Genomic DNA, 21,514 nt, shown 5'->3' with positions numbered 1-21,514 from the left:
CTCTCGCTGCATATTCCGTTTTAAAATCATTTTTTCATTTTAGCATATTCAGCGGACATTTCCTCCATAATCTTGTCGCCGCCATCTTTGCGCCATTGTTCAATCGCTGCGTTCCACCCCGCTTCATCAAGTTGTCCCATGATAAATTTAGTACGGGCATCCTTATAGATTTTTTCCAAATTAGGACCTTTTGTTGAGAATGTATCCGAAATAATCGCCTCGCCAGGGTTCGTAGTAACCAACTTCTCATTCTCTTCTGTCGCTTTCGCTACTTTCACGCTAAGCGGCGAATCTTTATCAGATATCACGGATGATGTCTCTTTCGTATACGTCAATTCATAAGCCCATACATCATTTTTCAGCTTATTCCAGGAATCCGTGTCAATCAGTTTCTTCACTTTGCCATTCTCTAACTCCCAGTGCTTCCCTTTAATTCCGTAGTATTGCAAGTCAGTTCCTTCTTGTGAAGACAGCTTATCAAATGCAGCCAAAATTTGTTTCAATTCTGCTTCAGTCTTAACACTCTTTTTCGGAAATAAATAGACACCATTGAATCCTGGCTCTGAAGGCCACTTAGCGCCTTTCGTACCATTCATTACGTTTTGAATATCAATTTGTGCGTTCGGGAACAATTTATACAGATCTTCGTGTTTATTCGTCGCATCACCCATATTGCCCACGTATACGCCAGCTTTGCCTTTGTTGATATTTTCAAAGACTTGTGTTGATTTCACAACAGCAAAGTCTTGATTAATTAACTTTTCAGCGTACAGTTTTTTATAGAATTTCATAGCTTCGATATATTCTTTAGTCATAAAATCTGGTGAAAGCTTGTTGTCTTTCACTTCCCATTTGTTTGGCACACCGAACCACGAGGAAACGGCAGTGAAGGCCAAATCTTGATTTACGTAAAATGGAATGGTGTCATTTTTGCCATTTTTGTCAGGATCTTTTTCTTTGAACGCTTGCAACATTTTATAGAATTCATCGATTGTTGTTGGTGCTTTCATATTAACCGTATCCAGCCAGTCTTTGCGGTAAACGACACCAGCACGTGACAACGGACGCGGACGATACAATCCATATGTTTTTCCGTCAATTGAACTGTTTGCCACGGAAATTGGATTCATTTTGCCCAGGTTCGGATAGTCTTTCAATAATGGGCCGATTTCCCAGAATGCGCCTGAGCGAGCAGAGTTAACAATAATTGGCGCTTTAATGTCTGTAGCTAACATCACTTTTGGCATGGTGTTGGAAGCAATGGTTGTGTTTACTTTGTCATTATAGTTTGCTGATGGTACCCACGTTGTGTTGTACTTCACGTTCAGCAGCTTTTCGTAAGCAACAATGATTTCATTGTCCGCTTTGGGTGGTTCTGTGCCATAATAAATCGTCATAATACTTAGATCAAGCGGAGCTTTGTTTTCCGCTGGAGCCGCATTGTTGCCACCGCAAGCAGCAAGTAAACTTGCACTCAATGCCATCATACAAGTGGAAATAAGCGTTGTTTGAAGAAAACCTTTTTTCCGCTTTTGTTTCATTTGTGCTTGACCTCCTGAAGTGTAAATTTAATTCATTATATCAAAAATTATATTTCATAAAGATAATTCAACCTTTAACCGAACCTATCAATACGCCTTTCGCAAAATGCTTCTGCAAAAAAGGATACACAAGTAGAATGGGGAATGTAGCAACAACGATAACGGCCATTTTAATCGTTTGCACTGGCGGAAGTACAAAACTTGCGTCCATCGTCGTCTCATCCCCGATGCCACCTTGAGCCATAATGACAATTTGACGTAATAACACTTGGATCGGCCATTTGCTGGAATCATTCATATAGAGAAGTGCCGAGAAATAACTATTCCAATGACCAACTGCGTAAAAAAGTGAGAATGTAGCCATTGCTGGCATGGATAGCGGCAGTACAATTCGGAATAAAATGCCGATATCGCTGCAACCATCTATTTTGGCCGATTCCTCAAGCCCATCAGGCAATTGTTGAAAAAAATTTTTAAGAATGACAAGATTGAAAGCGCTAATAAGTCCGGGAATGATTAAAGCCCATATCGTATCCAACATGTAGAACTCTTTGACAACTAGAAACATTGGAATCATGCCACCGCTAAACAACATCGTGAATACGACCATCATCATAATTGCCTTTCTTCCAAATAACGTTGGCCGTGCTAGCGGGTACGCCATCAGACAAGTGAAAAAAAGGTTCATAAACGTTCCTAAAACCGTCAAAAATATGGTAAATGAAAGACTTCGAAATAATGTTTCAGTAGAAAATATATACTGATACGCATCTAGTGAGAAGACAGTAGGAAATAAGACAACTCCTTTACGCGTTAATTCTTCGGAAGTCGTAAAGGAAGCAGACAAAATATACATAAAAGGAAGAATCGTCGTCATTGAAAATAAAGTTAGCAACACTACGTTGACACCATCAAACAGACGCTCGCCCCATATTCTGCTCTGTACCATGGATACACCTCCTCATTCATACCAGTTAGTAAATCCCTTCTTCGCCGGCCTTTTTCGCCAAATAGTTCGAGGTCACAACCATAATAAGTCCCACGACTGACTTTAACAAACCAACTGCCGTTGAATAGCTCAATTGGCCTTGACGAATACCCGTATCATACACATAGGTATCAATCACTTCACCGACATTACGATTTATGGCGTTAAGCATCAAAAAGATTTGTTCAAATCCGTTATCCATAAAGTTCCCTAGACGTAAAATGAGCAAAATAATAATCGTAGTGCGCAATGCAGGCAGCGTAATATGCCACATTTGTCTCCAACGATTAGCCCCATCCATGTGCGCAGCTTCATAGAGCTGAGGATCAACGCCAGACAGTGCAGCCAAGAAGATAATCGTTCCCCAACCTGTTTCCTTCCAAATTACCTGCGACGTAATCATAGTTCGGAACATGCTTTCACTCGAGAGGAAGTCAAGCTTTGCCCCTCCCATTTGGACTATGAGATCGTTTACAACTCCACCTTCAGTCGTAAACAGGATATAGCTAATACCGATGACGACAACCCATGAGAAGAAATGAGGGATATAGATAAGCGTTTGCACAAAACGCTTAAACACTTCTAACCGCAACTCGTTCAGCATCAACGCGATAATAATTGGCATCGGGAAGAAAAACAGCATATTGTATAAAGCCAATATGATTGTATTTCGAAATAGCAGCCAGAACGACGATTCATGAAAAAAAGTATTAAAATGTTCGAAGCCAACCCATTCGCTTTTGTTGAAACCAAGAAATGGCTGATAGTTTTTAAAAGCAATCAGTACGCCCCACATAGGCAAATACTTCATTGTAATAAAGAATAGCATGCCCGGCAATAGCATCAAATATAACCAGCGATCTCGGTACAATGCTTGCTTAGAAGGCAAAAAACTGACTTTGATTTTGCGCGTTTTTGGCCTAATTTGTCCCAAGGCAGTTTCATTAGAAGCCATCAACTTACCCCACCCATCAACTCTTATGTTATGCGTTCATCATACGAGATGGCTGAATAACTATCTATAATCACTTCAGAAGCACGCTGTGATTCTAGCAAAAGCCTTATAGGGAGGTAGGAACAATTCAACAATGATTCAACAATGCAATAATCACTATGGGAGATTCGATTATCATCTGAGGATATAAGGGAGAATATCAACAAAAATACCCTATCGAGAGACTTTTTACCGTGTCTTCTCGATAGGGAATGAGTTCTTACTCGCTCACATGTAACGGGATATAAGTAATTGAGCCGTCAAGCGCTGTGACTGCCAGCCTGTAGCCTGTTACAATAATTGCATCAGGAGCTCTAGCAGCTCCCGAAGTATCTACAACCGAGAGTGCTTTGACAGGCTTGAGTGAGATCATTCCATCCAGTACAGCTTGTACTAGAGCGCCTCGTATTACGGTTAAACTGCTATCCGCTACATGTAACACTTTATTGGTATAAGCAAGATCTAACGCAACTTCGGGAAGTGCGGCTGACTCAATTAGGCTTGTAAGAAATAAGGTGGGATACACATAGGATTCTAGCAGGTTTTCTTGAACTGCACTATTAAAGTAAGTAGAACCTGTTACCCTTTCCATGGTCAGAGGAATCTTGGTTGGATACTCTTTGGTGAAGGCCCTGATTTGAATGTCCCTAAATTCATAGCTGGAGACACCTCTTACTTGAACAGCACCGCCAACCAGGCCGCCAGTCAAAATATCCAGATTATTCAGTTTGACGTTAGTTCCATTGTCAATCACAATGGCATATCGGTCATATCTGAACGTATCTTCATAGGAAATCTTGCTGTCAGAAACGGTTACATGATCAACATATTTCATAAGGACGCCATAAGCAGGAAATGTTTGTGCATCGGTATAGGCAGACGTCCGATAGCTGCCATTGTTTTTAGCTTCTGCTATTACACTGAAAGCATCTGATAACTTGGGCACAAACTTGGCTGCATTATGCGCAGCCGTTAACTGAATATTTTTTAAGATAATATTCTTGACTGGATAAACATTCCCGTCCGTAATGGTTCCGACAGAACCTAAGTCCAAGGTATCCGCCCCAGTGCCAGCAAATCTTTTATACCCTTGGATCAAAATGGGGAAGCCGCCATGTCCGCCAGCATTTTTAGACAGGACTGCACCATCTACTATCACGTCGGAAATCGAACCTGGTCTTCTGATCTCATTAGGAAGCCTTGTGCTAATGCCATTCACTTGTCCTTCATAACGGGGCGACAAACCAATCGCGATACCACCTGATGTGTTGATCAAGTTTAACTTGGATAAGAACACATTACGGATGTTGGAGCCATCATTGACCCAGATGGCAACACCTGTTTTGTTGGAATTCGTAGTTAGCGTCAAGTCGGTTACCGTAATATTTTCCATATCGCCAACAGTCTCAGACCCCAATTGGAATACGTTCCCACCTCTTATATCTCCAGCAACAATCTTCTCAATATGTATATTGGAAACATGCCTTACAAATCCCAGTGAGAAGTCGCTTCCCACCTTTGCTACATCATTCGTTGATTTTAAAGTTGTTACATTATAAGCAACGGCATTGTTGTTGGCCATAAAATTGAAAGTATCCCTTTGACGACCAGCAGTGGAGTTATCCAACAGAATATTCTGAACCCGAATATGATCGCAGCCGGTAGTTAAAATAGCGAACCAACCACTCTGTTCAAATGATAGCAAATGACTTTCATCTGTCCCGCCAATGACAATATCTCTAGCCAATTTTAATGAAATGGTTTTTGTCCCCGCACCCGCAGGTGTAGGTGTGTCACCAATATCCAGATTCATATTTCCATAAATTTTGGCAGAGTTACCTATAATTTTAATATTTTCTACGCGGACCCCCCACATGAGCGAGTCTTGCCAATAACAATGACCAAAGTCTTGAGCAAGTACAAAAGGTAGATTCAAGCTGCTCTCCATGGGATCAATATTAGGCAATACAACCAACTGGCAATTTTCATCCAAATAAAGATGTACGTTGCTTCTCAAATGCAATGTACCTGTTCCAAAATTGGAGTTGCCTTTGAAATAAACGGTTCCACCGCCATTTCGACTAGCTGCCACAATAGCTGCATTGATAAATGAGGTATTATCGGTTCCGTTGTAGATGTTTTGATTTTCTAATGTGCCTGTAATTGTGGCGTCAGCAACAGCACCAAACCGGGTGACATCGTACAAACCCGTGTAGTAGCTGACCACACCGGAAGAACTATCCTCAGTTCTCAGCTTAAAGTAATACATCGTATCTGGCAAAAGATTGGTCAAAACAGCCCTATGAGCAACTAGAGCTACCTGAGTATTTTCCCAAGTTAGCCCCTTGTCCAAGCTGGCATACACAACTGTGCCATCTTGTGCGGATAGCGCTTCCAAAACAGCCGTTGTCGGTGTCAAATAGGAAACTTCTTCAGCCTTTATTACCAAATCACTTACTGCGGTGGACACATTGAACTTAGTTGTTCCTGTTTCTGTGTAGTCTTCTGCAGCAGTTGCTGTAGTAGTAGGATAGCCTGAGCCCGTAAAGGTTGCTGTAAAACAGCCTCCTTTGGAGGGAATTGTCTTATTTTTCAAAACAAGGGTCAGATCAACCCCGTTGTAACTACTAAAATCCGTGTTTTTAATTACAACTGTTTGACCACCGTTAGTAATTTCCACCTTAGTTCTCAAATCATCATTGTTCCCTACATGAGTAATCCAATTCCTTCCGGAATGATTATAATTGGGGGCAGCAAAAATAGCATCATTGCTCAAGTCTACAAAACCACGCCCAATTAAGTCGAAACAATCTGTAGGTGAGGCTGTAATGCCGTCAGGCAAATGAAAGATAAGCGTGCCAAATAGAAATTGTCTGTTTGGATTAGCTTTGTTAATTGTGTATTCCAGCACGATATCTTGGGATTGTCCAACCGTATATTGTGCCTGATTCGCTTTCAACGTGGATACATAGAGCGCATATTCTCTAGTCGTTCCATTTTCAGCTGTGACAATAAGCTTATCACCCTGGTCGATGTCATGGGATAGGGCTTTCAGAGTTCCAGCACTGTTCACAACTTCATAAGTTTGCATTGAGCTGTCAGTCGAGTCGATCTCCGCCAACAAATGCTCAACTTTGTAAAGGGGAACCATGTAGACGGAACTAGTTAGCGTATCAATGCTAGATATATGAATCCCATTGTTTAACGCCTTGATGTTTGTAATGGCAGAACTTTTAGGTTGAAAAGTGTGATCTGTTACTGTGATATTGACATCGTTGATAAACAGCTTATAGGACTTGCCACTGTCAAGCGCGGGTAAATTCGTAACGACATAAGTTACTGTATCTTTACCAATCAACACACTTATTTTTGTAGCGGACAGATCAATATCGACAGAACCATCATGAATAGAAATAATACTTTGCACCTCTCTCCCAATCACTGCAATCGCAGGGGAAGAATGGTTTAGTGTAAAGGAAAATGTGTCTGCGGCTCTCAAGTTAGAAGAGAATCCACTAGGTTTTGCAACCATTTTTGTGGTGGATATTGCATTAAAGTTTTGCACCATTTGAACACCCTTAGCATCCGTAATCAACTCATTGGCTTAGCGTTTAATTCACCATCGATTTAATCATAAAAACCACATGTTTACAACAGTTATTCAAGTAAAACGCGATTAGTAACCTTCGGTGCCAAACAAGAGAACTCACCTTCATTTGCTCAAATAGCCCTACGATTCTCGTAAGGCCTGAATCTTCATTTTTAATTTAGTCCCCTTGCTAATGCACCAACCGCCCATCCCAAAACCGCACAACCCGCTTCGCCTGCTCCGCAACCTGCCGATCATGCGTAATCACAATAATCGTCCGTCCCTGCTCCTTCAACCACCTAAAAAATTTCCATGATCTCCGCGCCAGTCTTCGAATCCAGCGCACCCGTAGGCTCATCCGCCAAGATGATCGGCGGATCACCTGCTAACGTACGCGCAATGGCAACGCGCTGCTGCTGCCCACCTGATAGCTCCGAAGGAAAGTGCCTTCTGCGATCCAATAAATCGACAGATTCCAGCGCTTCTATAAACATCGGCTCACGCTGCTTCCTCGTCTTCCCCCGATAAATCAGCGGAAGCTCCACATTCTCATAAGCGCTCAATCTCGGCAGCAGGTTAAAGCTTTGAAAAACAAACCCGATCTTCCGATTCCGAATCTCAGCCAATTGTGAATCCTTCAGCGAATGAATCTGCTTACAATCCAGAACATACTAGCCTTCGTCCGACACGTCCAAAAAACCGATAATTTTCATCAGCGTGGACTTGCCCGAACCTGCCGGCCCAATAATGGCGACAAACTCACCTTGCACGATGTCCAATGTAATGTCATCCAATGCTCGAATCTTCTCGCCGCCCATATAGTAAACTTTACTAACAATTTGAATTTGGAATAAGGCTGTCATTATCTTCGCCCCCATTATTTGAAGCCAAATAAATGAAGAATACGATGCTCCAACCTAACGACATACCGTTTCACCTTATAAAATTCATGATAAAGCTTCATGAGTGCCCCTTTTTCGATCCGTGAAACGTAGCTTCTTGAGATCCCCAGCTCCTTCGCAATCTCCCGCAGTGTCCGCTCTTCTCCACCAAGTTCCAAGCCAAACCTTCCGACTAGGACTTCTTACTCACGGTCGTCCAGAATTTCCAAATTTCTGTAAATTTTTGATTTCTCAATCTTCAGTTGCACCGCATCAACCACATCATCCATTTTCAATAATGAAAAAAGAAGCAGGTTACCCTACTTCTTTACGAAACATATTTCTCTATTTTTATCATCCCATTTACTATCATGCATGCACTGGCGTAAATTCCTCAGACAACATTAATAGTAGGATACCCTGACCGTAACCTTCCATCCGATCTTGCGCGATCACATTGTATTCCCCAGCATGATTCTGCACAGCAGTACCGGCAGAGACTCCCTTGAAGACTCCATTCCCATCAACGAATGCCAGTGCACCCCGCATGGCTAATTCCCCCATGCGTGCATATTTCATGTCTACGGCTCCCAGACGAATACCTTTGCTTATCGCATAGGAGATTCCCGCTGCCGCAGAAGTTTCCAGATAAGTGCCTGAATCCGTGATAACTGTACTCCACAGACCAGATACATCTTGATTAGCTTGTAGACCTGCTAACTGGCGGTTCAACGCGTCTCGGATGTCGCGTCTGGCTTCATGATCCTCAGGCAACATTTCCAATAGTTCTACCGACACGATAGCAGCCCAAGCATTGCCTCTAGCCCATTGGCAGCCAATAACACGATCACGCTTCTCGTCCCACCCATGGAAAAAAAGGCCGTTCTCAGCTTGCAGCATCTCGATGTGAACCCGGTATTGCCGAACACCTTCCGCTATGGCCTCAGGCAGACCGAACATGAGACCCGACTTGATTAAGAATAGTCCTGCCATAAACAAGGTATCTACCCACATTTGTCCGCCAAATTTTGTTTCCTCCAAAGTATGCTCATAAGCGCCATTGGACAATCTCAACGCTCGATTCAATAGGAAATCAACGCGAGATAGAATGATCTTTTTATAACGTTCATCACCTTCCAGTTGGTACAATTCCAAAAGCGCAAAACATGGCGCAGTGGCGTTTACGGTCTCATACACATGACCTGCTGCCAATTGTTGGTCAATCCATTGATGGACAAAATCCATAATCCGATCTTGACGCTCTTTTTTCCACATTGTAACTAAGCCATACAGCGCAACTCCCTCACTCCAGTTCCATTCCCGAAGCGGCATTCTAAGCGTACCCTCTATCACACGTTCCATAATCAAAGACCTAGTTCTTGACATAACGTTGGATCCCACCTTGTCAGTTATTTAACGCTCCGGTCTTATAAATGGCAGTCTATTCACATCAAGCCCGGTAACAGAGAGTTGACGGTTTTCAGGAATGGTACCGTTGATCTCCACATATTTGATCCCTTCACTTGCGGGACTATATTCGCAAGCAAGCGTTACGCCTCTTCCCTGAAAAGAAGTTCGACGGAGCGTAGTCTGCCGAGAATGCACATGGGCCGAAGCCTCATCAAGAATCTGGGCTTGGCTTGCTTCCATACGGAACTTGTCAAAGCTTCCTACCTCTGACTCACTGGCTATTTCCGTTACAAAGCCATTGCCCGTAAGGACGTATTCCTCAGGATCGAAATCCCTGCTCTCGCCTTCATAATTGTAATATGAAAACAACAAATAACCGTTGGCATTCTCTACCTTCAACGCAAATTGGCGTCCATGATTCGTTAAAAGGAGTGGATGAAAAGCCATGTACACAGGTCCATCCTTCACATAGACAGAAATTGGTTCCACACTTTCTCCGACTAGGTCCGTAAGTTTGCGTTCACCGATCCAGACTTCTTCAGGGTCACCATAATGACATGGAAAAATAATAGATACCTTCATGCTGCTGACTTGAAGACGGCCCATCTGCTTTGGTTTATAGAGAACCATCGCTGTTCCCTTCTCTTGGATCGCCAGTTTACGTCCTTCGTCCCATAACAAGCTATCCGCCGATGTGGACGCCATGCGCTCATACGTATTCGTTTGACCAGGCATATGCTCATTCAGCAGGTACCTGGCGTAGACAGCACGTGTATCCTTTTGTGAAGTTGCCTGCGGAACTCTGCGATACATCAGGTGGAAGGAATCCGTTTGTACACCGTTATGAAACTCATGCGTTGAAGTGCCTAGAGCATAATCTTCTTTCATATAGGTCGTTATCTGGCCAGTCCCAGCAGGATATTCCTTTATATCTGCCTTCAAGAGCAGATTTCCCTCAGGTATTCCACTTGTAGTGGCATCTGTGGAGGAACTAAACTCGGTTGTACCGATTACCTGATACGGATACGTTTTATTTAGTGCATGATGGACAAGCTCCGTCGGACAATGGTAGGTCGTATTCAATACATCTGCAGCGCTTAAGTGCATGAACGCAGCACTATGATGGATCACCTCGCCGAACTCACCGCCTTTTGAAACAAATAATGTATTGCGCAGGTTAATTGGCAGTTGATCACCAAGTAGCGCATATAGCGCAAATCGAGAGTGATGTGTATGCCCAACGGAATCAACCGTATAAGCACGGGAATAAGGACCGGCCACCTGAGAAGTCGGCACATGGAGATGACTGAGTTGATCAACCCAGATACGCTCCTCGCAGGCCAAGGCAATTCGTTTGAGCTCACCATCTTCCAAATAATTGGATATTTCCGCCAAGGCACGTAATTGCACCCCTGTATAGGTTGGACTGTTAAACTCCGTTGCAAAGCCACGTCTCGTCAGAAGACTCTTCAGTTGATATAGTCTTTTTGCTCCAATTGCTTCTATCGCAGGAAGGTTCAGCATCCTGCCTCCAATCAAAGCGATAAATGTGCTCATACATGGAAAATTATCGTTCACACCAACAAAATCCATATCAGCGCCAGCACTGTTTTGAATGATATTTTCAAGGTAGCTATACAGTTTAGCATGTGCCTGATCGGTCAGATGTTCGTTGTATTCACTCAAAATTTGAATCGCCGTCATTGGAGCAAAATGGCAATGCCTAAACGGTGTGGTTTCGATGATGAGGTTAGCCATCTTCCTTGCTTCCAAAGATTCCGAAGCAAGGAATGATCGAGCAAACCATAGCCGTTCCCGCATACCGCCCACACCACTAGCTCCATGATAGGTGCCCTGCTGATCAAAATCCTTTAGATGATAATTCACCAGCAAACGATTGATTTCTTTGGCCCTAATTTCCTGCCCTTCGATATCATAATAACTTCGCATCAGCTATCCTTCCTTAAGCGCGTATTTTAGTTGTGAATCGCGATATTCTCCGGGTGTCATGCCTTCCAACTTTTTGAAAACACGAATCAACTGTTGCGCATTACTGTAACCCACTTCCTCTGAAATCTTGGCAATGCTGAGCTCAGACTCCACCAGTAACACCTTCACGCGCTCAATCCGATAGCGAATTACATAATTAATGAACGTATCTCCAACTTCCTTCTTAAACACTTGACTGAGATAGGAAGGACTAACTCGGAAATAATCCGCAACAAACTGCAGGCTCAGATCTTGGGCATACCGATCCGCAATAAATTCCTTGGTTTGCTCAATCATTCCTTTGGTGCGGTTTTTACGCAACGTTCGAATAAAGGTAATGATCGGGACAATAACGCTGCTCTTGAACCAGTCCTGTATGGTTTTGGTACTGTCCAATCCTACAAGATCTGCGTATGGATTATGATTGCCAAAAACGTGCGTGAGATTATCGTCATATTCCTGCAGCACCCTGATGATGGACACGAGCAGCTGTACGTAGTAGGTTTTCATCAATTGGAAAGCTATGCCCTCTTGCTCTAGATGGGCAGCAAATCGATCTAACTCCAAGCAAGTTCCCTCATCATTCCCATCTCGCAACTGCTCAAGAAGCGACTTCTCAAAAACGGATGGGTAGCTAAACGTTTCGTTCAATGGGTAGGCTGCGTCTCGATAAGAAATAACTTCGTTGCCATGTTTGACCCAATTCGCTTGAATCGTCTTGAGCGCATCATTGTACGACAACGCGACATTATGCAAGCTATCCACTGTCCGGCCTATGGAGATCGTTACCGACTGCTTGAGATAGTTCTCAACTGCGTACCGGATCGCTTGGGCTAATTCCATTGGCTCCTTATCTAGCGAGGCTTCCTGCAGATTTAATAGAATGACGGCATGTCGCGCCGTAAGTACCGTCTCTCCAATAATTTGATTCTTCATTAGTTCGTTAGAGATGTTGGCTACTGAAAATAAAAACAACCGAGCATCCTCACCTGTGAACCTTGCCCCATCTGTGGGTTCATCCATTTCTATAACAAGCACAGAGAAAAATGGCGCTTCGAAGAGCGGACGGACTTTAGGGTTCTCGGGAGGCCTGCTATGTAAATCACCGAAAAGTACGGACAATAAAAACTGCTCTCTCAAAAGCGGCAATTGCTCTTGCCACTCGGCCTTAACATCATCCACTTCATCTAAAAGTCCGGCAATACGATATTCGATCTCATCCACACGGTGTTCATATGAGAACGCTTGCGGCAAATTGGACGATATCGTCTTCGTACCTCGCCCCTCACCGAACAACAAATTACTGATACGCCTGATCCCGCGCTGGAACACATTATAGCTAAAGAAAGATACAAGTAGAGCTGCAAAGCATAATACGAATGTCGACAACATGACAAGCCGCTTTAAAAGCTCCACATTGTGCATCGTTGCTTCCGCTGGAATGAGCATCGCATAGGTCCAACCATTCAGTTCAGACACCTCATATTGGGCGTACATCTCATCGCCATGTAGTTTAAGCCACGGAGATTTAGGGTCGAGTTTTTTCGTTGCGTCAAAGATCATTTGAGATTCAGAATCCGTCATATTAGCAAGAGGTCCGCCTTGGGATATCAACGAGCCGTCAGGAGAGAATATGAGCAACTTCCCCTTTGCCCCAAAAGGATAAGAACTCACACTATTCACCAATGATCCCGTATCAATATTAACGATGAGAGCAGCCTTCATTTCTGTATAAAAAAACGGTAACAGTCTTACGTATGTTACAACCTCTTTCGAAGAACCTGGTGTTTCCGTAATCGAGCGAGGGGTAATCCAAAAGCTTAACTTTCGTTGTTCCACGGCTTCAGCAAGCGCAGGAATCCAACTTTTATCCGTAAGTTGACCATCTGTTACATTCGTAATCCGATATGATCCTCCAAGAATAATCTGTTGCGTGGCATGGTATAAATAAACGGAATGCAGTGCCGGAACCGAGCTAGTAAAATTTGAAATATCGTTTATCAGGGTATTTGTTTGTGTCATTGATCCTAGCGAAGGTGAATTGGTGACTTTCATAAAGTCCAACACATTCGATTGTTGAGAAAACTGAGAGCTAAATTTTTCAACTTGGTCTACAAGCCGATCCATCTGATCACGAACTTGTGTTATCGCCATTTGGGAAGAACGGCTCACTTCTGATTCTACGATTCGACTGCCGGTTACATACATGGTTGTTCCGAAACCAAGCACAGGAATAATAGAAATAACAAGGAGCACGACAATTAATTTCTGACTGAACATATGTCGAGCCCATGTGAGTGCACGCATGAAATCACCATCCTTCATTATGAATCAATGGATATACTTACCATACAATACTCATTATAAAGGACAGCACGGACGAATGAACAGCATGAATGAACAGCACCTATTAACGCAAGAAAGGAGAAGGACTCAACATCAACTTCTCCCCCCATGCTCCACTTAGAAACGTGCTACTTTTTCATGCTCGTATATAAGTCATTAGCCTCTTTTTCCAATTGCGTACCGCCTTTTTCATTCCATTGCTTCACAAAATCATCGAAATACGAGACAGGCTTGTCACCACGGACGATTGCCGCATAGGTATCTGTTTTCAATTTAATGAGATCTCCCCAATACTTCCCTGAAGATGGCAAGCTGTCCGATTTACCGAAGATATCATTTACCGGGTGGTTATATAACTTGAACGTATCTAAAAGGTTTTTATTATAATACTTCGCAATAATATCTAGATTTGCTTGAGCTGCCCAAGCCGTCGTACCGTTACTTAAATCAATGATACCTTCACCCAATAGCTTAGTCGCATCATCAAAAGGTGCAATCCGTTTCAACCCAGCGTTGGGTCCTGCCGCAGCATCATTATAATCCCAGTGTTTCCCCTTCTCACCCCACGCTAATGCCAACCAGACTTCTTCATTATTTTGAATTTCATCAATAATTTGAAGAGCCTTTTGCAATTTCTCTGGGGATTTCTCTAATTGTTTACCGAAAGCCCATATATTCCCCGCCGTTCCCCATGCCCAAGCGCCTGTTTTTCCTTGTGGACCTTTAGGAGTAGGGCCGAAGGCCAAAGTACCATTAGGGTTCGCTTTTTTCAGCGTGTTGATCGCAGAGTTCGGGTTAGCTACATCCAAGGTACTGACATGGGAGCTATCATTGAATGCGTATTTTCCTTGGGTAAATTTAGGTCCCAAATCTTGGCCAGTTACGAAGTCAGGATCAATAAAACCTGCCTTGTACCACTCAGCTAGCTTCGTAAGCGCTTCCTTCGCTTCTGGCTGAACAGCACCATTCACGACTTTGCCGTCTTTCAACATCCATTGGGTCGGCATAACACCATAGGCGCCAAAGATCGAATGGAATTGATTATAGTAAGAATTACCACTCGTACTCATGCCATATACGCCCGTTTTTTTCAATGCAGCAAAGGCTGTTGTGAATTCGTCAATCGTCTCTGGTACTTTATCAATTCCCGCTGTCTTCAATAGATCAGTTCGCCACGCTTGCTTAGCGCTGAACTGACCCGTGAAATAGAACGTCGTTAAACCATAATTTTTCCCGTTCACATTGCTGTAATACCAGCCTTGGGGCGCTTGTTTATCTAGGTTAGCTTTCGTTCTTGGCGCATATTTCTCTAAGGTCGTGAGCGGTACTTCTGCAAGTAATCCTTGAGATGCATACTTGTTCAACTCGCCGGGATCAAAGACGAACATGATATCTGGAATATCACCAGAAGACAATTGCAGCTGAAGCTTTTGTTTGTAATCCGCGTAAGCTGTCGTATACACTTTATTCAATTTAACGTTGAATTTCTTTTCCAAATATTGAGATGCATAATTCGATTCCGTCGAGACGCCTGGGTAATTGACCCAATTCAGTGTAATCGTTTGAGCTGGTGTTGCAGCTGCACTTGGAGGTGTGCTTGAACCCGCCGTTGGTTGTGCGACTGTTTCCTCTTTACCGCAGCCTACCAGCGTCAAGCTTGCTGCTAATAGCAAAGCGCTACCTTTCATCCAATTGACCCTTTTTTGTCTAATCATCTTTTTGGCCTCCTCATATCTTTCATAATAATATGTCAAGTCTATTTAGACCACATACCCGCATGCTTAGAAGCATATTTTTCAACCTTTTACAGAACCCATCATAATTCCCTTTACAAAGAACCTTTGTATAAAGGGGTAGGCTAATAGAATCGGAAATGAGATCGTTAGGATCATGGCAGCTTTCAAATTTTCAGGCGTGACCTTGGTTACTTCCACCAAGTTATACTCTTGCGCTAGATTCACATTTTTATCAATAACGCGATGCCTCAAATATAACTGGAGAACTTCCCTAGACTTGCTGTTCGTATAGATCATCGCATCAAACCATGCGTTCCAGTGGCTGACGACGACCCACAGTCCAATAACGGATATAACCGGGGCCGAAAGCGGGATGACAATACGTGCGAAAATTCCCCACTCCGATGCGCCATCCATCTTGGCAGATTCCATAAGCTCAGCGGAAATGGACTGGAAGAAATTACGCATAACGATTACATTGTAAGCACTTACAGCAGACGGTAAGATGAGCACCCAAAAGGTATCTAGTAAGTGCAGCTGCTTCATCAACAAGTAAGTCGGAATCGTACCACCGCTAAACATCATACTAAAGACGAATATCTTCATTATGGTAGAGCGAAGCGGAAATCCTGGTCTTGAAATTGGATAAGCGGTCATAGCGGTTAATAAAATGGCTACAAAGCCGCCGACACCGGTCCTAAGAATCGTATTCGTGTAGGCAACAACGAGTTGGGGATCACTCAGCACCTTACGGTAAGCTATTAATGTAGGATGCAGAGGAATAATTTGAAATCCCGTTTTATAAATATCAGCAGCCTCACTAAGTGATACGGTTAACACGTATAGAAATGGATATAGGGTTACTAACCCAAACAGGCATAAGAGCACCAAATTCACGTTCTCAAATATTCGCTCACCTTTGGTTCGATGCATAGCGTATTGGTTCTCCTTTCCTAAAAGCAATTACTTACCACAAACCTTGTTCTTTATCGTAAAGTTTGACCAGCCAGTTCCCTGTGACAACCAGAAATAATCCAATGACCGAAGTAAATATCCCAGCAGCCGCACCAAGCTCATAATCCATGCTCAGCAATCGACGCAAAACATAAGTATCCAAAATATCCGCTGTTGACGAATTCGTTGGCGTGGTCAGGTTATAGATTTGATCGAAACCAACCGAGAGGAAATGTCCAATATAAAGCAAGAGCATAATGATAACAGTCGGCATGATGGAGGGAATCGTGATGTTCCATATTTGCCTAAACCGATTGGCTCCATCCATAACAGCTGCTTCATACAGCGTCGGATCAATGGAAGACAGCGCGGCAAAGTAAATGATGGAGCCCCAGCCTACGCCATGCCAAATGGCAGAACCGATCGCTACAATATAAAATTTGTTCGCATCCAGCATCCAATCCACTCGATTCAGACCCAATGCTTGCAACGTTTGGTTGACGATACCGTCTGATCCAAGGACCGTGAACAGAATGCCCCCGAGAATAACCCAGGAGAAAAAGTAGGGCAAATAGGAAACCGTTTGAATGACTCTTCGTGCCTTCTTTTGCCGAACTTCATTTAACAGAATAGCTAAAATAATCGGTGCTGGGAAAATAAAGACCAGCTTCAGAACCGCGATGATCAATGTGTTATAGAAGGCCTTGTTGAAGTCAGCTCCGGCGAATAGCCTATGGAAATGCTCTAAGCCTGCCCATGGGCTTCCCCATACCCCCTCTAGAAGCTGAAAATTTTTGAAGGCAATCGTAACCCCATACATGGGGATATAATTGAACAATATGAATAATGCGAATCCAGGAATAAACATGAGAATCAGTGAACGATTTCGAAAGAGGGAATGAGCGAATAAGATTAATTTACTCGTTGGTCGTACATTCGATCTTACCTGGTTACGATCTTTACTCATGACTACTGCTTGCCGATTTCTTAAGCTCAAACAATTCACCTCGTCATCTTGTTGAATGGTATGACATCACTTTAGCTTTAACGCGTATTCCACTTCAATAATCACAATTTAATAGACAAGTAAGGCTGTTTAACTGTAAAATGACCCACATTCCATTTGAATGATGATTAATTAAGTAGACACCGTCAGCCTTTTAGATGCCTTCCTCGGGGTATTTCAATTCTTGTTTCAGCGCATTACCCCAGTGGTCAAAGCCGTTGAACCCATACTCATGACTAGGCGTATACCTGCGGAAACCTTGTTCCGGCTGCGGGTCCCAATAGGCAAGACCACCAGCATCCGTATCACGTAGAAGCGATCTCGCGCCTTCTCCATTCCCGTTCCAGGCACTCACTGCATATTCGTATACTTCTTTCGTCATGCCTTCCATTTCCGTATCAATCCATTCGTGAGCTGGCCCTTCATACACTACGTTGAAAAGTTCTGAACCCTTTACTTTTCGGTAAAGTTTATAGCCCCGAACACCTAGCTGCCATCCCCAGATGATTCGGAAGGTATTGCCCCATCGCCATACTTTCAAACCTTCCGGAGCAGCCGGACGATTGGCGGTTATATAAACAGGGTAATCATGACTCCAATTCCCCTGGCGATCCGTATTCGTTGCTCGCACTCTTAGGTGAATTTTCGATTCATTTTCCAGCTCACTGAGCAAGCACCTGGTTCCCGCTTCTTGAGCGACAACTGTCCAGCTTTTACCGCAATCCACACTTCGCTCGACTTGATAGGTAGTCGCTCCGATCGCAGGCAACCAGTTCACTTCTGCACTATGGGATGAGACGACAACAGCTGTGATTTCAGTGTTTTGAGGGGTTGGAGCGGTATTCGCCCATTCCCAGGTATGACTGCCTTTTGGCAAATGAAACGTATATCCATTGTGCGCCGACGGCACCACATCATGCACAGCCGAATTGACATACAGCCTATTTCCGCTCGACTCCACATCATCCTTCCATTCCACCTTAACTTGAACCCTTTGGGAGCAAACGACTTTCCCCGATAGATTTCCACCTTGAATCGTAAAAGAAAGACCATACCCCTTCACTTCCTGCTCATACGGCAGTACGGTAACCTTTACACCTAGCGCGCCGATGCTGGAGCCCTTAAACAAGGCCGCTTCAGCTTTGCTTTCACCATACAAGCGAATGATGCCTGCATATCCCGTAAAGCTGCACACCTCATCCGCGTAGCGAATCAACCCACCGTCTCTGAAAATCCGATCTGTTCGCCCTTGCAGCTTAATCTCTGCACCATATTCGGTTCTTTTCGTATACGTGTTGTAATCACAATTCAATTGACGGTGGGTAACCACGGTCAGAAAGTCGCCAAATCCGTCAAAAACGATTCCCTTGGATCCCTGAGGTCCATCCGTTGGATCTTGTGCGCTGTCTGCTGGAATCCCCGGATTAACGCGGACTCCCTTAGCACCCGGTTTGAGTTGATCGATATGTGGGAAAGGCTCCCCATCTTTGACGAACCAAGCAAATCTGCCTCTCACGCGCATATCACCAACCTGATCGTAGACCACCATATAGTCATTGCCGCTAAGCAGCACGCTTCTGGATTGATAGAACGGCTTCGCATATTCGCCTGCATTAGCTTGCACGAACTGTGCAAATCCAAAGTCGTACATCGGCTCGGTCAGATCATTCCTGCCAATACTTCTATATTCATGGCCTACAAGCACACCAAAATTGCTGCTCGCTTGCACATCTCCCATATCATAATCGCCGACATCCTCCGCCCGGTTATAGCTGTAACGTTTGCCAGCCGCATAATAGTAGAGGACGCCACATCCCCCTTGGCCTGCTCTGCCCCATCTGTAATTAGGGCCTTCATCAATTTGCTGAAGGTGTACGGAAACCTCACTTTCTTCTTCCACTGCTGCTCTTAAAATGTAGCCATACCCCGTATACTTCGCAGATTTCAGTGGAGGTCTGGTTCCACTGTTCGTCTTCAGTCTACGGTCATAAAGCCATTTATACATGTTGGAGCCTGGAATGCGCTCTTCATGTGCAACGGCATCCGGCTTGCAAATGTACATGAGATATTCAGCCAATAAGGGCTCATATCGCTCCAGCCGCTCCGCGAGCAGCCGCACGGAATCGGTAGGAACCATCGGATCTAGATGCACGCCGCTATGCGCGCCCTGTGGCGGATACGTCCGAGACCCCTTAACTGGTGCGCTCAAGGTGTTCAACATCCATTGCGTCCATTTGGTGATATTGGGATACATCAGCACATTATTGCCAAATGTGCGATACACGAGTGCGCTAGTTTTCATCATGGGAACCAGTGCAGCCCAGTTATAGCAACCTAGATTTTCGGTCCATCTTCCTCCGTCGCTGCCCCACAAAGCCACATCTGGACGAATATGGTATTTCATATTGCGTGCCATCGAGGTTTCGAACTGATCCACCCACTTGAGGGCATGTGGATGGTTGGGAAACAAGGATGCCATCAGCGCAGGTACAGATCGGGTATCTGCCAGAAAATTGGGATGTCCCGATAATGTACTCTCGATCGGCATGAAGCTTTCATCGCTATGAGCATAGGCCATAAAAGCGCTGCACGCCTTGAAATCATCAAACTGCTGTTGTGTCATTCTCGGAGCCGCCATATCGAATACATAAACCCAACTAAAAAATTCTCTAGCCGACACAGGACCTGCTTGGTAAAGCTGGTTCATATTATGGGACAGATGGTAAATGATTTCTTCCATAAAAGATGGGGTAAACGGCTGTTTCCTTACACCGTAATGCCAAACCTCTACACCTGAAGCAGGCAAGCTCTCATTGGGAAAAAAGCGTGGAAATTGCTCCTTCTCTTCCTCCCAGCGAAGAATCCAATTCTTCACTTTATTCAGATTCAGGAATTCATACCAATACCAGAGGTATTCTATATAGTTCTTCTGCTCGTATTGGTCATTTTTTTCACTGTTATACATGGCAAGAGCTGTTGTTCTAGAGCCGCTCGTAAGCGGGTATTCCCATGACAGCGTGCCAACCAAGTCCGAAGACATCCTGTAGCGGAAACGAATAGCCGTAGCTTCAGATGACCCCCATAGCGCATAATCTTGACTCTTCCATTGTTCGGACTGCTTAACGAAAAGGCCGACGCTTATTCCTTTTTTTACATCTGAAAAAGACGCAACCGGTGTCCCCCACCAGCTGTTATAACTCGCATAAGGCAGTAATTTAAATGGCAAATACCCTTCTTCTGCACCGTATAGGTCGATCTTTTCATTCTCCCGATGCCGAGCATATCGGATTTGTGGTTGGAATTTATGCCAATTGAGCACAAGTTTAGCTTGCATTCCCTCCTCAAATCCGGTGATATCCTCCTGCATTTCTAGGAATTCCATCTCATCAATTATTCTAAGCTTCAACTTGTAGCTGCTCCCATTGATAAATCGAGCCATGATGACGCAATCGGCGTAAACGCGTCCTTTCGTCGGCAAGTCCAGCGAATATGACTCTAATTGTTGGTCGGATTGTATATAGGCAGTGCCTGCAATTTCTTCGTTAGCACTCCGAATCATGAAGACAGGGTAATTGCCACTGTTGTCGCGTGTAGTATTTTTACGGATGGCTACAGAAAGAGTCGATGATTCAACAATCAGATTGTCGGGGTCATTTTCCTCAATCACTAATCCCTTGTGCTCGGAATGCCCTAACGAATCGGCACCTGCAAGTCGATACGTACGCATGGTTCCAGTAGGTAGATCAGCCGTGAAGTAAAGTGTAGCACGCGCTCCCCCTTCTGGATGATCCTCACTATTGGACAGCTGAAAGAGATGATCACACTGCTTCTCATCCTTTAACTGCAAGGAGACGGCTCGCATGTCCACGTTGTTCAATTCAACTGGGTAAGACAAAAGCGTCTTAGGCCATCGATATTTGTGATGGTTTAGTTCATCTTTGAGAATGATTTCATTCATCGGTTAGTCCCTCTCTCCACGATTTCGTCAATTCGATACTTCATTCAGCAGCACCACCAATGTGATCGCAGCTTTAGTCTAGTGACTTTGGATTTCCACTTCAATAATCACATTTTAAGTGC

General features: G+C 44.0%; 11 protein-coding genes and 2 pseudogenes. All 13 read right to left on the bottom strand.

Translation table 11 applies throughout. The features are described 5' to 3' along the window. Positions 1-26: 26 nt before the first annotated feature. The 13 genes and pseudogenes from AC58QG_RS14875 to AC58QG_RS14815 all read right to left on the bottom strand — a co-directional run bounded on the left by AC58QG_RS14875 (position 27) and on the right by AC58QG_RS14815 (position 21,392). Positions 27-1,541 carry an extracellular solute-binding protein gene (locus AC58QG_RS14875; protein WP_497362905.1) on the bottom strand — a complete coding sequence of 505 codons (1,515 nt, stop codon included), beginning with the start codon at positions 1,539-1,541 and terminating at the stop codon, positions 27-29. 67 nt (positions 1,542-1,608) lie between these two features. Then, positions 1,609-2,490, bottom strand: coding sequence for a carbohydrate ABC transporter permease (locus tag AC58QG_RS14870; protein ID WP_497362904.1), 882 nt, complete (start codon positions 2,488-2,490; stop codon positions 1,609-1,611). Between the two features lie 25 nt (positions 2,491-2,515). Continuing rightward, positions 2,516-3,484 carry an ABC transporter permease gene (locus AC58QG_RS14865; protein WP_497362903.1) on the bottom strand — a complete coding sequence of 323 codons (969 nt, stop codon included), beginning with the start codon at positions 3,482-3,484 and terminating at the stop codon, positions 2,516-2,518. Positions 3,485-3,743: 259 nt separating this feature from the next. Next, a complete protein-coding gene (locus AC58QG_RS14860) occupies positions 3,744-7,055 on the bottom strand; it encodes a hypothetical protein (RefSeq protein WP_497362902.1) in 3,312 nt (1,103 codons plus the stop codon). A 247-nt stretch (positions 7,056-7,302) separates the two neighbouring features. Continuing rightward, a pseudogene (locus tag AC58QG_RS14855) lies at positions 7,303-7,978 on the bottom strand (ABC transporter ATP-binding protein). Between the two features lie 11 nt (positions 7,979-7,989). Beyond that, a pseudogene (locus AC58QG_RS14850) lies at positions 7,990-8,280 on the bottom strand (sigma factor-like helix-turn-helix DNA-binding protein); the annotation flags it as partial. A gap of 82 nt (positions 8,281-8,362) precedes the next feature. Next, on the bottom strand, positions 8,363-9,379 hold the full coding sequence (locus AC58QG_RS14845) for a glycoside hydrolase family 88/105 protein (RefSeq protein ID WP_497362901.1): 1,017 nt from the start codon (positions 9,377-9,379) through the stop codon (positions 8,363-8,365). A 27-nt stretch (positions 9,380-9,406) separates the two neighbouring features. Next, a complete protein-coding gene (locus tag AC58QG_RS14840; protein WP_497362900.1) occupies positions 9,407-11,353 on the bottom strand; it encodes a DUF8769 domain-containing protein in 1,947 nt (648 codons plus the stop codon). A gap of 3 nt (positions 11,354-11,356) precedes the next feature. After that, a complete protein-coding gene (locus tag AC58QG_RS14835; protein WP_497362899.1) occupies positions 11,357-13,699 on the bottom strand; it encodes a helix-turn-helix domain-containing protein in 2,343 nt (780 codons plus the stop codon). 167 nt (positions 13,700-13,866) lie between these two features. Next, positions 13,867-15,453 carry a type 2 periplasmic-binding domain-containing protein gene (locus AC58QG_RS14830; RefSeq protein ID WP_497362898.1) on the bottom strand — a complete coding sequence of 529 codons (1,587 nt, stop codon included), beginning with the start codon at positions 15,451-15,453 and terminating at the stop codon, positions 13,867-13,869. 81 nt (positions 15,454-15,534) lie between these two features. Continuing rightward, a complete protein-coding gene (locus AC58QG_RS14825) occupies positions 15,535-16,407 on the bottom strand; it encodes a carbohydrate ABC transporter permease (RefSeq protein ID WP_497262998.1) in 873 nt (290 codons plus the stop codon). Positions 16,408-16,441: 34 nt separating this feature from the next. Further along, positions 16,442-17,395, bottom strand: coding sequence for an ABC transporter permease (locus AC58QG_RS14820; RefSeq protein ID WP_497362897.1), 954 nt, complete (start codon positions 17,393-17,395; stop codon positions 16,442-16,444). Between the two features lie 193 nt (positions 17,396-17,588). Continuing rightward, a complete protein-coding gene (locus tag AC58QG_RS14815) occupies positions 17,589-21,392 on the bottom strand; it encodes a hypothetical protein (protein ID WP_497362896.1) in 3,804 nt (1,267 codons plus the stop codon). Positions 21,393-21,514: the final 122 nt, after the last annotated feature.

Source organism: Paenibacillus sp. J22P169, from assembly GCF_059691995.1.
Note: the sequence above shows the minus strand (reverse complement) of the source record. Positions and strands in the feature narration are given on the sequence as shown.

Bases quoted from the DNA above. Each gene is read 5' to 3' on its own strand.
- AC58QG_RS14845 (WP_497362901.1), bottom strand. From the start codon at position 9,379: ATGTCAAGAACTAGGTCTTTGATTATGGAACGTGTGATAGAGGGTACG.
- AC58QG_RS14815 (WP_497362896.1), bottom strand. From the start codon at position 21,392: ATGAATGAAATCATTCTCAAAGATGAACTAAACCATCACAAATATCGA.
- AC58QG_RS14875 (WP_497362905.1), bottom strand. From the start codon at position 1,541: ATGAAACAAAAGCGGAAAAAAGGTTTTCTTCAAACAACGCTTATTTCC.
- AC58QG_RS14860 (WP_497362902.1), bottom strand. From the start codon at position 7,055: ATGGTTGCAAAACCTAGTGGATTCTCTTCTAACTTGAGAGCCGCAGAC.
- AC58QG_RS14830 (WP_497362898.1), bottom strand. From the start codon at position 15,453: ATGATTAGACAAAAAAGGGTCAATTGGATGAAAGGTAGCGCTTTGCTA.
- AC58QG_RS14835 (WP_497362899.1), bottom strand. From the start codon at position 13,699: ATGCGTGCACTCACATGGGCTCGACATATGTTCAGTCAGAAATTAATT.
- AC58QG_RS14865 (WP_497362903.1), bottom strand. From the start codon at position 3,484: ATGGCTTCTAATGAAACTGCCTTGGGACAAATTAGGCCAAAAACGCGC.
- AC58QG_RS14870 (WP_497362904.1), bottom strand. From the start codon at position 2,490: ATGGTACAGAGCAGAATATGGGGCGAGCGTCTGTTTGATGGTGTCAAC.
- AC58QG_RS14825 (WP_497262998.1), bottom strand. From the start codon at position 16,407: ATGCATCGAACCAAAGGTGAGCGAATATTTGAGAACGTGAATTTGGTG.
- AC58QG_RS14840 (WP_497362900.1), bottom strand. From the start codon at position 11,353: ATGCGAAGTTATTATGATATCGAAGGGCAGGAAATTAGGGCCAAAGAA.
- AC58QG_RS14820 (WP_497362897.1), bottom strand. From the start codon at position 17,395: ATGAGTAAAGATCGTAACCAGGTAAGATCGAATGTACGACCAACGAGT.